A 14772-nucleotide genomic window follows, 5' to 3' on the forward strand; every position below is an offset into this window, starting at 1 on the left:
CAACGCTTATGCGCCATATCTGGCGCGCAGGCCGACACAGGAGAAAGCCTTGCCCCAAGCTGCCGCCATTCCCCAGACTACGGCAGGCGACCTTGCCAGGCGTTACCGCCAGACCCGGGCACTGAGCCTAGCTCTGGTCGCTCCGCTGAGCGAGGCGGACGCGACGATCCAGTCGATGGAAGACGCCTCGCCCGCCAAATGGCACATCGGTCATACGACCTGGTTTTTCGAGACCTTCTTGTTGCGCGATCATCTGCCCGGATACAGGTTGCATGACGATCGCTGGCCGTTCGTGTTCAATTCCTATTACGAGGCGGAAGGCGAGCGCATTCCCCGGTTTGCGCGCGGAATGCTGTCGCGGCCGACGGTTGCCCAGATCGTCGAATGGCGCGAGGCGGTGGATGCGGCGATGGAGCCGCTACTTGCGCGTGAGGACCTCGTACCGCTGATCGAGCTGGGGATTGCGCACGAGCAGCAGCACCAGGAGCTGTTGCTGACCGATGTCAAGCACGCGCTGTTCCAGAACCCGCTGGGGCCGGAGATGTGGCCCCTTGGAGACGCTCGGACTGCGTCCTCGCTTCTCAGGGTGAGCGGGAAGAAGAGTGCCTCCATTCCCGCTCATCTTGAGGAGGCGGCGAAGCCGCAGGCTGAGAACCCGTCTCGAAGGACAGGCTGGCACACCCACCCCGGCGGTATCGCGCTGATTGGTCACGACGGGTCCGGCTTCGCCTACGACAACGAAGGCCCGCAGCACCGCGTACTGCTCGAACCTTTCGCGCTGGCGGACCGGCTGGTGACCAATGCCGAGTGGCAGGACTTCATCGATGACGGCGGCTACGCCGACCCGCGTCACTGGCTGAGCGATGGCTGGGCATGGGTTCAGGCCGAAGGGGTACTTGCACCCCTCTATTGGCACGAGGGCGATCAGTTCACCCATTGCGGCTGGCAGGCGCGCGATCCCGACGCGCCCGTGACGCATATCTCCGCCTACGAAGCGGAGGCCTATGCCAGCTGGAGCGGTAACCGTTTGCCGACCGAATTCGAATGGGAAGCCGTGGCGCACAATTTCGACCCCTCATGCGGCAACCAGCTGGACGAGGCTTCGCCACCGATGCCTGTCGGCGGCGGCGAACTGTTCGGCGATTGCTGGCAGTTTACCCGCTCGGCCTATCTGCCCTATCCGCGGTTCAAACCTGCCGGGGGGGCGGTCGGCGAATACAATGGCAAATTCATGAGCGGGCAGGTTGTGCTGCGCGGAGCAAGCTGTGCCACGGTTCGCGGCCATTCGCGTGCCAGCTATCGCAATTTTTTCTACCCCCATCAGCGCTGGCAATTCACCGGCCTACGGCTGGCGAGGGATATCGCATGACGACGAACAAGGGCCTCGCGCTGGTCGATCTCGACGAGGACGGCGTCGACCGCGCCTTTCGTGCCGATGTGCTCGAAGGCTTGGCGCAAGCGCAGAAAGCGGTGCCGGCGCGCTGGCTCTACGACGATGCAGGATCGCAGCTGTTCGAGGATATCACCCAGCTGAAAGAATATTATCCGACCCGCGCGGAGACCGAAATTCTCACCGACCGGGGCAGCGAATTCGCCGATGCGATCGGGCCGGGCCGGGCGGTGGTCGAATTCGGCAGCGGCTCTTCGGTCAAGACGCCGTTGCTGCTGCGATGCATCGAGCCCGCGGCCTATGTCCCGCTCGATATCGCGGGCGATTTCCTGCGCGCCGCGGCGGCGGATCTATCCGCCAAATTCCCCGGTCTGCCAGTCCATCCGGTCGAGGCGGATTTCGTGCGTCGGGTCGAATTGCCCGGCGAAGTGGCGGACATGCCCAAGCTCGGCTTCTTCCCCGGCTCGACCATCGGCAACATGGTTCCGCGCACGGCGGTCGATCTTCTGCGCACCATGCGCGAAACGCTGGGCGAAGGCTCGAAGCTGCTGATCGGGATGGACCTGATCAAGAGCCGCAAGGTGCTCAAAGCGGCCTATGATGACGCGAAGGGGGTGACGGCGGAATTCAACCGCAACCTCGCGCGCCGGATCAACCGCGAACTCGGCGGCACGATACCGGTCGATGCCCTGCGGCACGAGGCGCGCTGGAGCGACGATCTGGCGCGAATCGAGATGCATCTCGTGGCCGATGACGATATGGAGTTCGAAGTCGCCGGCCGCCGCTTCGCATTGGCCAGTGGCGAGAGCATCCACACCGAAAACAGTCACAAGTTCAGCCGCCGGTCGGGCAATACTCTGCTGCTGGCAGGCGGGTGGACCCCGGTGCGGCGCTGGCTCGATCGCAAGGAGCGCTTCTCGCTGATCCTGGCCGAGGCGACAATTCCGCGCACCGCACCCTGAAGCCAGTCATTTACGGTCAATCCGGCGATCCCTATATGGGGGCCATGGACGTCTCCGAAATCTGGCAGGCCGTGGCCGATGTGATTGGACTGGTGCCGCAATCTGGCCTGCTGATCGCGACTGTTGTTGCGGTCCTCGCGGGCTGGGCGGGATCGGTGATGGTCGGGCGCGACATTCCCATGGGGCGCCTGGTGCGCGGCACCAGCACGCTGGCGCTCGGCGGGATACTGATCCTGGTCGTGCTGCAGGTCTCGCGGTTCGACAGCCAGTTCGAACTCGCGTTGCCGCAGGCGGGGTTGCCCGAGCAGGTAGTCGAGGGCGGTGAGACCCGCATCCCGCTGGCGCGCGACGGCCACTTCTGGCTCAAGGCCGAGGTCAACGGCGAATCGGTGAATTTCATGATCGATACAGGCGCGACGCTGACGGCCATTTCATCAGGGACGATGGATCGCGCCGGGATCGAAAAGTCGTTCGGCCGTGTGCCGATGCGGCTGAGCACCGCCAACGGCACTGTCGCTGCCGATGTGGTGACGATCGACGAGTTGCGCTTCGGCAATGTGGCTGCGCGCGGGCTCGACGCGGTGACGGCCGAGGGGTTCGGCGAAACCAATGTGATCGGCATGAACCTGCTCTCCCGCCTCAAGAGCTGGCGGGTGGAGGACAACACGATGATCCTGGTGCCGAACAACCCGCAACCGGTGGCCGAGGGTTCGGGCGAATATTAACCCGCTTGCCGCCCGGCGCGGGGTGAGGCATCACGCACAGCCATGACCCATCGTGCCCGTTTTGCCCGCATCGCCCTTGCCCTTTCGGTACTGAGCGTGATCTGGTTCGCCATTGCCATGTTCGGCGCCATGGCCGGACTGTGGAAGCCGCTGACCGGCTTTGCCGATCTCACAATGAGCGCGATGCGGCCGATTGCGCCGCCCGATGTGCCTTTGCCGATGCTGCCGACAATCCTGATCGCGATCGCTCTGGTCGCGCTGGTCGCAACGCTGGCGAAGGCTCCGCGCAAGGGCTGGTTCGCCGCGCTGCTGGCGCTGGCCATTCCGCTCGCGATTTTCGCCGGCCTGCTCGCGCTGCGCAATCAGGCGCAGAGCGTGCCCTTCATCCACGATGTCGCCACCGATACGCAGGATCCGCCGCAATTCTCCGCCGCGATGATGAAGGCGCGCGACGAAGATGGAGCGAAGAACAAGCTCCACCCGTTCGACGTGCCGCTCGACACGCTGGAGGAATGGCAGGGTCAGGATTCGGTGAAAGGCAAGACGCTCGCCCAGCTGATCGAGACGGGTTATCCCGATCTCGACCTTTCGACGCTGTATGTCGCGGAACCGGTCGACGAGGTGGTCGCAGTGATCGAGGATGCGATGGAAATGCGCGGCTATCGGGGGATCGCGGCCGACTCCAAGACCGGCATCATCGAGGGGACCGACAAGGTGTTCTGGTACGGGTTTCTCGACGATGTGGTTGCTCGCGTCCGCCCCGCACCGGGCGGCGAGGGTTCGGTGGTCGATTTCCGCTCTGCCTCGCGCGTCGGGTTGAGCGACCTCGGCGTCAACGCCAAGCGCGTGGCCGACCTGCGGCAGGCGACCCTCGATCGGCTCACCGCGCGCACCCCGGTCGGCGATGGGCCTGCGATCATGGTCGAGGAGGCTACGAGTGAGGCGTCGGAGGCGAACGCCAAAGATTAGGCTGCGAACATCGCCTCGCTGCTGGATCAGCCGGGACGGTTGCCCATCATCTCGCCGAGCCTGACGGGGCGTTCGGGAGCCCAGTCATTATTGAACGCGATTGCTCCCTGGGGATAAAGCATCACTACCGTGGAGCCGAGCAAGAAGCGGCCCATTTCCTCGCCTTGCCTCAGCACGATGTCCGTGTCGTCGTAACGCCATTCGGCGATCCTGCCGCTGCGCTTCGCATTGACCACGCCGTGCCACACGGTGGCCATGCTGCCGACGATGGTTGCGCCGACCAGCACCATCACGAAGGGACCGTGTTCTTCGGACTCGAACAGGCAGACAACGCGCTCGTTGCGCGCGAACAGGTTGGGCACCCCGCGCGCGGTGACCGGGTTCACCGAAAACAGCGCACCCGGCACATGGATCATCCGCAGCAGGCGGCCCGCGCAGGGCATATGGATGCGGTGGTAGTCGCGCGGCGAAAGATAGAGGTTGGCGAAATGCCCGTGGCGGAAGGGCTCTGCCAAGACCTCGTCCCCGCCGACGAGATCGGTGGTGGAGAAGCGGTGGCCCTTGGCTTGGAAGATATGCCGGTCGTCTATGTCGCCGAACTGGCTGATCGCGCCGTCGACCGGGCAGACGAAATCGGCGTCGGCCAGCGGGCGCGCCCCAGCCTTCAGCGGCCTTGTGAAGAAGTCGTTGAAACTGGCATAGCTCGCGAGGTCGGGATTCTCGGCCTCGCTCATATCGACGCCGTAGCGGGCAGCGAAGCGGCGGATCAGAGCTGTCGTCGCCGCGCCGCGTTCGCTGCGAGCGACCCGCCCGGCGACCCGGGTCAGCGCTTGTTTGGGCAGCGCATGTTGCAGCAGGACTTTCAGGCGATCCATCGTCTCACTTTCCGGGGGCATGGCCAACTGTAGAGCGTGACAGACCGGTCGATGTTCCCGCTTCGCGATCGAAGGACCGGTTGTTCAGCGGCAATGTTGGCTGGGGTGGCAGGATTCGAACCTGCGCATGCCGGTACCAAAAACCGGTGCCTTACCGCTTGGCTACACCCCAGCAGAGCGCGCTCCTATAGCGGCTCCTGACACGATGTGAAGCGCAATCCGGCTCGAGATATCACACCTTCTTGCCGGCGAAATCGGCCGCGGAATGGCGTTCGAGGAGTTGGGTGTCTTCCTCGCCCCAGGCCTTGTTGACGATCCGCCCGCGTCGCACGGCGGGGCGCGCGGCGATGGCCTTCACCCAGCGTTCGACATGGGTGTACTCGTGGATCGAAAGGAAGGTCTTCGCCTCGTTGTAGATAGTCCCGAACACGAACGGGGCGAGCCATGGGAAGGTCGCGATATCGGCCACTGTGTATTCGCCGCCGCCGAGAAACTCGCTTTCCGCCAGCCGCTTGTCGGCAACGTCGAACAGGCGCTTGGTTTCCATCGCATAGCGGTTGATCGGGTATTCGAACTTTTCGGGCGCATAGGCGTAGAAATGGCCGAAACCGCCGCCGATGAAGGGCGCGCTGCCGACCTGCCAGAGCAGCCAGCTGAGCACTTCGGCACGGGTGTGATCGGTCGGCAGGAAGGCCCCGAACTTCTCGGCCAGGTGCAGGATGATCGCGCCGCTCTCGAAAATGCGCACCGGTTGCGGACCGCTGCGGTCGAGCAGCGCGGGGATCTTGCTGTTGGGATTGATCCCGACGAAGCCGCTGGTGAACTGCGATCCGTCGGAAATGTTGACCGTCCACGCATCGTATTCGGCATCCGAATGGCCCGCCTCCAGCAGTTCCTCGAACATGATCGTCGCCTTCACCCCGTTGGGCGTGGCGAGCGAATAGAGCTGGAAGGCGTGCTCGCCGACCGGCAGTTCCTTCTCTTCGCGCGCACCGGCGGTGGGGCGGTTGATCGAGGCGAAGCGCCCGCCGTTCTCGGTATCGTTGGTCCAGATTTCGGGCGGGGTGTAGGTCGGATCGGCCATCGGGACATGCTCCTGTTCGGGTCTCGTTGTCGGTTGGGAAAGTGGGGCGGGCTGGTGGCATGGACAAGCCAACAACGGCTTTGCGGTTTGAAACCCGACCTTGAACCCTGACTGGCACTCGCCCATACCGGTCGAAGCAAGGCTTTGGGAAAGGGGAAAAACATGCGCGCAGTGGCGATGGCTTTGGTCGTGCTCGGGTTGATTGGCTGCGGCTCGTCCGACGGCGGAGATGCCGAGATACCCATCGAGCAAGCATCAGGCACGCCGCTCCCCGAAACCAGCGACCAGTCGGCGATCGACCGGATTGCAGCCACGCTGTCGAGCGAAGGAGAATACTCCGACCGCAAAATGTTTACCGATTACATGTTCGGCAAGAAGCTGAAGGAAAGCGGCGCGCTCACCACCAGTGATCCGACCCGTTACAGCGAAACGACGGTGGAGGCTGCGATCGCCTCCGAACGCGCGGGTCAAAGCCGCCGCGATGGCGATGCCAAGAGCTTCGAGCAACGCCGCGCGGGCGGCGACCTCCAGATCGCGCGCGAGGATTGCGATGAGATGAAGCGGGGCTTCGAAGGCTCGCCGATGACCTATCCTAACGGCTATGACTTTGGCGGCGAAACCTATCCCGATCCCTGTGCCGCTTTGTCTGCAGCAGAGTAGCGTCCCGCAGAATCCGCTTCCCACCAGTATCCGAAAAGGATACCGATGCTTATGCACAAGGCAGGAAGCAAGATTCGTCTCTGGCGCGAAGCGCAATCGCCACCGCTATCGGCCGAGCAATTCGGCAGCCGTTTCGGCGAGCCTGAAGCCTGGCCCAGCCGCACCGTCTATGGGTGGGAAGCCAAAGGCAAGATCGCCCGTGCCGTGGTCCAGAAGCGGCTTGCGGAACTGGGCATTTGCGAACCAGCCGACTGGCTCGAACCGGCAGACGATCCCGCCGGCACCCCCACAGCGAAGGACAGGCGCATGGCTTCGGCACAACGCTTCTACGATCTGCATACTCACGGCTTCGTTCGCGTCGCCACCAGCACGCCGAAAGTGCGCACGGCCGATGTCGCGTTCAACGCGCAATCCATCATCGAGGAAGCGGTGAAGGCAGGTGAGGCCCACGTAGACCTGCTACTGTACCCGGAGCTGTGCCTTTCGGGCTATGCGATCGACGACTTGCATCTGCAGGCGGCGCTGCTCGAAGCGGTCGAGGCGCATCTGGGCAAAATCGTCACGGCCAGCCGGACTATCCCGACCGTGCTGGTGATCGGCGCGCCGCTGCGGCGCAACGGGCGGATCTACAACTGCGCGCTGGCGATCTGTCGCGGCGAGGTGCTGGGTGTGGTGCCCAAGAGCTTCCTCCCCAACTACCGCGAGTATTACGAGAAGCGCTGGTTCGCACATGGCCGCGATTGCATCGGCCTCACGCTGGAGATCGGCGGGCAGGAGGTGCCGTTCGGCACCGACCTGCTGTTTCGACATCCGGAGTTCGCCGGTTTCACCTTCGGGATCGAGATTTGCGAAGACATATGGAGCCCGACCCCGCCCAGCACCCGAGCTGCGCTCGCAGGCGCAACCATCGTGCTCAATCTCTCGGCCTCCAACATAACGATCGGCAAGTCCGACGAGCGGCACATGCTGTGCCGCGCGCAGTCGGCGCGCGCGGTGTGCGCCTATGCCTATTCGGCCAGCGGGCACGGCGAGAGCACGACCGACCTCGCGTGGGACGGGCAGGGGATGATCTACGAACTCGGCGACCTGCTGGCCGAAAGCACACGGTTCGACCACCATCCCGAACTGTGCGTGATCGATGTCGATTGCACGCGAATTCTCAACGAGCGGATGCGGATGGGCACTTTCAACGACGCCGCCGAGGCCGACGGCAGGCCCGAGGACCGCTTTCGGGTAATGGGATTCGACCATGAGCCCGATGGCGGCGACATTGGCCTGCTGCGCCCGGTCCGCCGCTTCCCCTTCGTGCCCAATCGCCAGCACAGGCTGGACGAGGATTGCTACGAGGCGTTCAATATCCAGGTTTCCGGCCTGATGCGGCGGATCGAGGCGACCTCGCCCAAGTCGCTCGTCATCGGCATATCGGGCGGGCTCGACAGCACCCATGCATTGATCGTGGCGGCCAAGGCGTGTGATGCGCTCGGCCTGCCGCGCAGCACCATTCGCGGCTACACCATGCCCGGCTTCGCGACCTCGGATCATACCAAGTCCAACGCGTGGAAGCTGATGCAGGCGATGGGCATCACGGCGGAAGAGATCGACATCAGGCCGACCGCGCGGCTGATGCTGGAGAATATCGGCCACGCCTTTGCCGATGGCGAGCCGGTGTACGACGTGACCTTCGAGAACGTGCAGGCGGGGCTGCGGACCGATTACCTGTTCCGCCTGTCGGGCCAGCACGGCGGATGGGTGATCGGCACCGGCGACCTGAGCGAACTCGCACTCGGCTGGTGCACCTATGGCGTGGGCGACCATATGAGCCACTATGGCGTCAACGCGGGTGTGCCCAAGACGCTGATCCAGTACCTGATCCGCTGGGTCACGCAGACCGGGCAGTTTGACGAAGCAACCGACAAGGTGCTGCTCGCGATCCTCGACACCGAGATTTCGCCCGAGCTGGTCCCTGCCGGCGCCGACGGTGCGATGCAGAGCACCGAAGCCAAGATCGGGCCTTACGAACTCAACGATTTCTTCCTCCACCACGTAATCCGCTGGGGGCAGAAGCCGAGCCATGTCGCCTTTCTCGCGTGGCACGCATGGCGCGATGCGGCGGCAGGGCAATGGCCCGAGGGTTTCCCGGAGGCGAAGAAGCACCACTACGATCTGGCGACGATCCGCAGCTGGCTGGAGAAATTCCTCTGGCGCTTCTTCCAGTTCAGCCAGTTCAAGCGCAGCGCGCTGCCCAACGGCCCGAAGGTCAGTGCCGGCGGCGCGCTCAGCCCGCGCGGCGATTGGCGCGCGCCGAGCGACGCGGTGGCGGACGTATGGCTCGACGAATTGCGCGGTGGTGTGCCGCAGGATTGACGTGTGAGTTCATCACCAATTCATCCGTTTCGGCGTCATTTTGCACCGTAAAGGGAGAATTCGAATGGAACACCGGACCCTAATCCTTGCTGTGGGGATGCTCGCGATTGGGGGCTGCACGACCAGCGCCACCAATAGTTTTCCCGCCCCCGGGTCCTACGATCCCCTTTCCACGACCCAGCCGATCGATCCGGGCCGGGTTGCCGTTGCGCGCGAGATCGACAAGATCGACCGAGAAATCGACGGGGGGCGCGACAGTGGCGCGCTCTCGAAGCGCGAAGGACGCAACCTGCACCGTGCCAATGCTGCGCTGGCCGGTGCTGCCGACCGGATGGGAGCCGATGGCCTCACCGCCGATGAGCAGCGTGGATTGCAAATGCAGGCCGGGATCATCAACGGTCAAGTCCAGGCTGCAAAGACGACAGGTGGTCCGAACAAGCCGGAATAGCGCCGGCCCCCCGCTGTTCGTTTAACCGCATTTTAGCCCGGAGTTGGTAGGACACAGGCCGCCATGCTGCCGGTCCTGATAACCATCGACACCGAATATTCCTCGGGCCTCTATCGCTCGGGCAGGGTGCGCGACTGTGCGGCGAATTTCGAGCGGACGGTTGCCTGCCGTTCGCCGCGCGGCGAGGCAGGGATATTCCACCAGATAGAGGTTTTCCGGCGTCACGGGCTCAAGGCGGTGTTCTTCGTCGATCCCATGCCCGCGCTGCTCTGGGGGCAACAAGCGGTCGACCGCGTGGTTCAGCCGATCCTCGACGCCGGGCACGAGGTCCAGCTGCATTGCCACACCGAATGGCTCGATTTCGTCGACGGCGAACCTTTTGGCCCCGAGCGTGGCCACAATATCAAGGACTTCGCCTACGAAACGCAGGTAGCGATCCTCGCCTATGCGCGCGAGCGGTTGGTTGAAGCGGGCGCACCTCCGCCGACCGCGTATCGCGCCGGCAACTACGGTGCGAGCGACGATACCTTGCGTGCGCTCGCGCAGATCGGGGTGACGCAGGACAGCAGCTTTGCCGCCGGATTCGCCGGATCACATTGCCGGATCGACCTGCCGCTGGGCCGGTGCGAGCCGGTCGCGCGCCATGGGATTGGCGAATGGCCCATCGCGGCGATCGAAGCGCCGGGTGGCTGGCGACACGGACAAATCACCGCGCTTTCCTTCCGCGAAATGCGCGATGCAGTGCGCCACGCGGCGGCGACCGGCTGGCCCGCGTTCGTCCTCGTCTCGCACAGTTTCGAACTGTTCAACCGCGAGAAAGACCGCCCCAACGCGTTGCTGATGCGCCGCTTCGAGCGGCTTTGCGAATGGCTCGGCGGATGCGATATCGCCTACAGCGCGGGCTTCGCCGATCTACCGGATTTGCCGCAGGGCCGATTGGCCCCGCTGATGCCGCACAGCAGGTTGCGGACTGCGAGCCGCATGGTCGAGCAGGCGCTCGCAAACCGGATGTGAGGCAGGTATGATTGCGCGCAACTTCGGCACTTCCCGCGGGCTCGTGCGGCTCGGCCTGTCGTATCTCGAGAGCATCCCGGGGATATCCCCGGCGCGCCCGCCGGTCCGCTATGCAGTCAAGCGGCTGGTGTTCGTGTGCCACGGCAATATCTGCCGCAGCGCCTTTGCCGAGGCAGTGGCGCGGCGCGAAGGGCTTCAAGCCGCCAGCTTCGGCCTCTCCACCAGCAGCGGGAAAGGCGCGCATCCTCCGGCGGCCGATGCTGCCCTGCGGTTGGGGTACGATCTGTCAGACCATGTGACCACCGATGTCGATAGCTTTGTGTTGCGCCCGGGGGACTATCTGCTCGGTATGGAGCACAGACACCTGCGCAGGCTGGCGGAGATCGCCGACTTGCAGCGCGCTCCGCGAGGCTTGCTCGGCGCCTATGCCAGCCCGCCGGTGCCGCATCTGCACGATCCCTACAAGCTCGACCCGGCCTATATGCAGGTTTGCTTGCGGCGGATCGAGACGGCGGTGAAACGGCTCGCGCTCAGCTATCCAGCCGCGCGGCTTTCCTGAGCAGCGATTTCATGTCGGAGACGAAGGGTCCCGGGTCGCCGCTCGACCAGACGTAATAGCTGATTTCCGGATCGACGAAGGCGAGAAAGAAGCCGGCGACGAGCGCGAGCTTGGCTAACACCCCGGTCTGGCTCTCGCGCAGGCGTGAAACGAGATGCTTGAGATCCGGCACCATGAAGCGAGCCTTGCGCGGGCGCAGTTGCGCCGTCGATTGCGCATTTTCGCGTGCGACCAGCGTGCGATAGGCTTCCCACCCGAAATGCGCGCCCGCGTGATGCGCCAGCGGGATGCTCCCCCAAAAGCGCCCGTTGATCTCCATCAGCCAGTAGTTGCCGGTTGCAGGATCGTAGCGATACTCGACCATGGCCGGGCCTTCCCAGCCGATCGAGCGCAGCAGCTCTTCGGATTTGGCGAGTTGGTCGGAGTGCTTGTCCAGCGCAACCGAGCCGCAAAAACTCGAAACCCCGCCGGTGACCGGCCATTCGCGCAGGCGGCGGTGCTGGAAGCGCAGAGTTGCCCGTCCGCCCGCCATGTTGAACATCTGCCCCAGCCCGTATCCGGGGCAATAGGTCTGGACGAGCGGATAGGCGCCATAGGCATCGTACCGGCGCAGGATGGCGAGGAGGCTGGCCGGGTCGTCGGCATACTCAACCTTTTCGAATGCAATTCCGGCCGCCTCGAGCGGTTTCACGATCGCCGTCGGGTCGGCCCATTTGATCGCCACCGGATAGGCGATCCGGCTTGCGCTGGATGCGAGGTCTTCATCCGCCACTGGCTGCCATGTCTCCGGAACCTGTATTCCCGCGGCCCTGGCAGCCGCCAGTGTCGCCGGCTTGTCCAGCACCAGCGCAAGTTTCGCGGAATCCGGAACTGCGATGGTGCAGCCGGGGATGGCATGCTTGAGCGCGGCAAGCTGGAGCAGGTCGCCTTCGGAGACCGCCATCACAGCAATGGCCTGGTAAGCCTTGACCAGACCCTCGAGCCAGTCTGCAATCGGCCCTTCGGGGCGCTCGAGGAACCGGTGGCAGAATTTCGATGCCCGCCCGAGCGAATAGCGCCCCCGGCCCACGCACACGACCTCGAGCCCGCGTGCGCCCAACTCGCGCAGCACGGTGAGCCCGATGGGGCTGTCGACGCCGATCAGAAGCACTCGTGCGATGGTCGAATATCCCTGCGATTGAGCGGGCTGGATATAGCATCGGAGCGATGAACAAATTCCCTGCTTTCGCGCCGTCGCAAAAGGGGACACGGAGGATGCCAAGTGTGACCGGACGCAACGGGGGCCCTCTGTCGACAACGTGCAATCCTCGCCAAGGCGATTGTGCGATGGTATAGGATGATGAGGAGTACTGTTAGGTATGACGCAGATGTTTCGTAGTTCCGCAGCGCGCGCAACTGCCATGGTCGCGCTTGCCGGATTGGTCGCCGGTCCCGCGCATGCGCAGTTCGGCGGGTTGATCCCGCGCGAAGTGCAGAGCGTGACCAACGATGCCGCCGACACCGACGCCTGCGGCAACGAGAAAAAGTCCTCCGCCGGGGGCCGTGTGCTCGGCGGGATACTCGGCCGCACCGCACGCAATGCGGTAGGCAGCACCGGGATCGGTTCCTTTGTCCCGCTGCCCGATTTCGAGGACCAGATCAGCAAGGAAATCGCCTGCAAACTCGATCCCGAGGAGCAGAAGCAGGCAGCCGAGGCGACCCTGGCGGCGACCCGCAGCGTTGCGATCGAGGGCGAAGACACAGGTGAGGATACACGGCCGCAGGTCGGCTCGTCCTCGTCATGGAAGTCCAATACCCGCGAGGGCGTGAGCGGCACGTCGACCGTCACCGCAAGGGAAACGCCGGAAGACAGCGATCTTGATTGCATCGTTGTGACCGATGTCGTCGTCGTCAAGGGCGAAGACACCAAGATCGACAAGCGGATGTGCCGTCCCCCCGGGTCTCGGCGTTACTCGATTGTCGCATGAGAAAGCTGGCAAAGGCATGCGCGGCGGTGGCTGCAGCAGCAATGCTGCTGTCGAATTCGTCGGCTAAGGATCCGGACAATCCGACCTGCCCGAAAGATCCTGACTGGGGTCCGTCGACTCCGATGAAGCTCACCGCAGTGGATCGGGGCGGTAAACGCGTGCTGCTGGCCGAAGGGGTGGTTGATGCTCTTCTGCCGGACCGGATGTACGATGCCATCGCGGCAGACGACACGATCGAGGAAATCTGGATTCGCTCGCGCGGCGGCGACGCCAAGGCCGGGAACGAGACGGGCAAGGTCATTCGTGAGTTCGCCGGGATACGTACGCGTATCCCGAACGGATGGACCTGCTTTTCCGCCTGCAATTTCGTGTTCATGGGCGGTGAACCGCGCTCGGTCGATCCGGGTGGCGTGTTCATGGTGCACATGTTCACCCATACCAGCCAGCGCAAGGTAATCGAGGATAGCGTCGAGAAGGGGGCTGAAGACACGATCGAGCTGATCGGTGAGATCGAGCAACTTTCCGCGTTGCTGGCGAGCGAAGACAACGCTTTCCTGATGCGGATGGGTGTGATGCGCAGCCTGCTTACCGACGTAATGTATCGGCAGTTGGCAACAGGCGGAAAGAGTGGGTCGGGAGAGCGCTATTGTCTGAGCCTGGATGAAGCGATCAAATACAACGTAGCGCAGAAAGAGCGGCCGGACTGATTGTCCGGCCACACTTGTTTCTCGGCTTTCAGGCGAAGCGACCCGCCCGCGCGATTTCGCTCACCGGCTTGCGGGCTGAAGCGACTTCCTTGCCACGCAGCATTTCGGGCAGGCGCTCCGCCGGGGCCTGCCGACCGATAGCGATTGCCGCTTCGATGCGGTGATCTTCCGGCACGCCCAGTTCCTGCGGCGCGCGGGCGAAATCGACCCCGGTCATGCCGTGCGCGGCATAGCCCATATGCGCCGCCTGCAGCGCCATCAGCGCCCAGGCAGAGCCTGCATCGAAACTGTGGCTGTGATTGGGGTTCGGCTCGCTGCCGCCGCGCATCAGCGTGTCCGACACGGCGAACAGCAGCACCGATGCATCCTTGGCCCACGACTGGTTGAATTCGACCAACAAGCTCAGGAACCGGTCCCAGTTTTCGTCGCCGAGGTGGGCATAGAGGAAGGTCCACGGCTGGATGTTGTAGGCCGACGGCGCGAGGCCGGCGGCTTGCAGGATTACGTCGAGATCATCCTGCGGCATCGCGCTGCCATCGAAGCTGCGCGGGCTCCAGCGCTCGACGATAAGCGGCAGGACGCGCGGGTCTGCGGTGCGGGTGGTCATGCGAAATTCTCCTTGGGTAAAGTGCTTAGCGGCCGAGCGCGTAGCGTCCGGGGCCGAAGGCAGCGACGAACAGCAGGCCGCCCGCCATCGCGAGGTTCTTGAAAAACATCACGAACTGGGTCTGGTCGCCGAGCTGGTTGTGAAAGATGGCTGCCGAAACAAGGCAGAAGCCTGCCAGTGCGAGCGCAGCGATCCGGGTGCGGTATCCGGCAATGAGCGCCAATCCGGCGATCAGTTCGACCGCGACCGTCGCGCCATAGGCGACTTCCGGCAATGGCAGACCGACCGACTGGATATAGCCGATGGTCCCCGCTGGATCGGTCGCCTTGTTGGCCCCGGCAAGGATGAATATCGCCGCGAGCAGGACGCGCCCGGCGAGCGCGAGGGCATCCGAACCCGGGGCGGGTGAGGTGGTAGGTGCAGTCATGGTCGGCTCCTTCT

General features: G+C 64.1%; 16 protein-coding genes and 1 tRNA gene. 11 read left to right on the forward strand and 6 right to left on the reverse strand.

From position 1 onward, the window contains the following. Positions 1 to 49: 49 nt before the first annotated feature. The 4 genes from egtB to NSO95_RS05390 are packed head-to-tail and all read left to right on the forward strand — an operon-like array spanning position 50 to position 4046. A complete protein-coding gene (gene egtB / locus NSO95_RS05375; RefSeq protein WP_257595136.1) occupies positions 50 to 1369 on the forward strand; it encodes an ergothioneine biosynthesis protein EgtB in 1320 nt (439 codons plus the stop codon). Further along, positions 1366 to 2352, forward strand: coding sequence for an L-histidine N(alpha)-methyltransferase (gene egtD / locus NSO95_RS05380; protein WP_257595137.1), 987 nt, complete (start codon positions 1366 to 1368; stop codon positions 2350 to 2352). Before egtB ends, egtD begins: the two co-directional genes overlap by 4 nt. Positions 2353 to 2396: 44 nt before the next feature. Further along, positions 2397 to 3077 (forward strand): retropepsin-like aspartic protease family protein, encoded by a 681-nt coding sequence (locus NSO95_RS05385; protein ID WP_257595138.1) that lies wholly within the window; start codon positions 2397 to 2399, stop codon positions 3075 to 3077. Positions 3078 to 3119: 42 nt separating this feature from the next. After that, positions 3120 to 4046, forward strand: a complete 927-nt coding sequence (locus NSO95_RS05390; protein ID WP_257595139.1) for a DUF1499 domain-containing protein — start codon at positions 3120 to 3122, stop codon at positions 4044 to 4046. A 26-nt stretch (positions 4047 to 4072) separates the two neighbouring features. Here NSO95_RS05390 and asd read toward each other — a convergent pair whose 3' ends face one another. The 3 genes from asd to yghU all read right to left on the reverse strand — a co-directional run bounded on the left by asd (position 4073) and on the right by yghU (position 6005). Further along, on the reverse strand, positions 4073 to 4921 hold the full coding sequence (asd, locus tag NSO95_RS05395; RefSeq protein ID WP_257595141.1) for an archaetidylserine decarboxylase: 849 nt from the start codon (positions 4919 to 4921) through the stop codon (positions 4073 to 4075). Positions 4922 to 5018: 97 nt separating this feature from the next. Beyond that, positions 5019 to 5093: transfer RNA gene (locus tag NSO95_RS05400), tRNA-Gln, on the reverse strand. Between the two features lie 60 nt (positions 5094 to 5153). Continuing rightward, entirely contained in the window at positions 5154 to 6005 is an 852-nt protein-coding gene (gene yghU, locus NSO95_RS05405) for a glutathione-dependent disulfide-bond oxidoreductase (RefSeq protein WP_257595142.1), read from the reverse strand. Between the two features lie 162 nt (positions 6006 to 6167). Between yghU and NSO95_RS05410 the strand changes: the two genes are divergently transcribed. The 5 genes from NSO95_RS05410 (at position 6168) to NSO95_RS05430 (ending at position 11050) form a co-directional block, all read left to right on the forward strand. Then, positions 6168 to 6665 (forward strand): hypothetical protein, encoded by a 498-nt coding sequence (locus tag NSO95_RS05410; protein WP_257595143.1) that lies wholly within the window; start codon positions 6168 to 6170, stop codon positions 6663 to 6665. Between the two features lie 306 nt (positions 6666 to 6971). Next, on the forward strand, positions 6972 to 9029 hold the full coding sequence (locus tag NSO95_RS05415; RefSeq protein ID WP_257595366.1) for an NAD(+) synthase: 2058 nt from the start codon (positions 6972 to 6974) through the stop codon (positions 9027 to 9029). Positions 9030 to 9093: 64 nt separating this feature from the next. Beyond that, positions 9094 to 9477 (forward strand): hypothetical protein, encoded by a 384-nt coding sequence (locus tag NSO95_RS05420; RefSeq protein WP_257595144.1) that lies wholly within the window; start codon positions 9094 to 9096, stop codon positions 9475 to 9477. Positions 9478 to 9540: 63 nt separating this feature from the next. Beyond that, positions 9541 to 10491, forward strand: coding sequence for a polysaccharide deacetylase family protein (locus NSO95_RS05425; protein ID WP_257595145.1), 951 nt, complete (start codon positions 9541 to 9543; stop codon positions 10489 to 10491). A 7-nt stretch (positions 10492 to 10498) separates the two neighbouring features. Continuing rightward, complete coding sequence (locus NSO95_RS05430) at positions 10499 to 11050, forward strand: arsenate reductase/protein-tyrosine-phosphatase family protein (protein WP_257595146.1); 552 nt, start codon at positions 10499 to 10501, stop codon at positions 11048 to 11050. Here the strand turns inward: NSO95_RS05430 and NSO95_RS05435 are convergent. Then, the gene (locus NSO95_RS05435) at positions 11022 to 12200 is read right to left on the reverse strand and encodes a carboxylate--amine ligase (RefSeq protein ID WP_257595147.1); all 1179 of its coding nucleotides are present in this window, start codon (positions 12198 to 12200) and stop codon (positions 11022 to 11024) included. The two genes, NSO95_RS05430 and NSO95_RS05435, sit on opposite strands and share 29 nt — an antisense overlap. Before the next feature lie 208 nt (positions 12201 to 12408). Between NSO95_RS05435 and NSO95_RS05440 the strand changes: the two genes are divergently transcribed. Next, positions 12409 to 13017, forward strand: coding sequence for a hypothetical protein (locus NSO95_RS05440; RefSeq protein WP_257595148.1), 609 nt, complete (start codon positions 12409 to 12411; stop codon positions 13015 to 13017). A 26-nt stretch (positions 13018 to 13043) separates the two neighbouring features. Continuing rightward, entirely contained in the window at positions 13044 to 13724 is a 681-nt protein-coding gene (locus NSO95_RS05445) for a hypothetical protein (protein WP_257595149.1), read from the forward strand. A 28-nt stretch (positions 13725 to 13752) separates the two neighbouring features. Here the strand turns inward: NSO95_RS05445 and NSO95_RS05450 are convergent, their stop codons facing one another. Further along, the gene (locus NSO95_RS05450) at positions 13753 to 14331 is read right to left on the reverse strand and encodes a nitroreductase family protein (RefSeq protein ID WP_257595150.1); all 579 of its coding nucleotides are present in this window, start codon (positions 14329 to 14331) and stop codon (positions 13753 to 13755) included. Between the two features lie 25 nt (positions 14332 to 14356). Beyond that, positions 14357 to 14758 (reverse strand): DoxX family protein, encoded by a 402-nt coding sequence (locus tag NSO95_RS05455; protein ID WP_257595151.1) that lies wholly within the window; start codon positions 14756 to 14758, stop codon positions 14357 to 14359. Positions 14759 to 14772: the final 14 nt, after the last annotated feature.

It is taken from the genome of Parerythrobacter lacustris, assembly GCF_024626475.1.
Classification (GTDB): Bacteria; Pseudomonadota; Alphaproteobacteria; order Sphingomonadales; family Sphingomonadaceae; genus Parerythrobacter_A; species Parerythrobacter_A lacustris.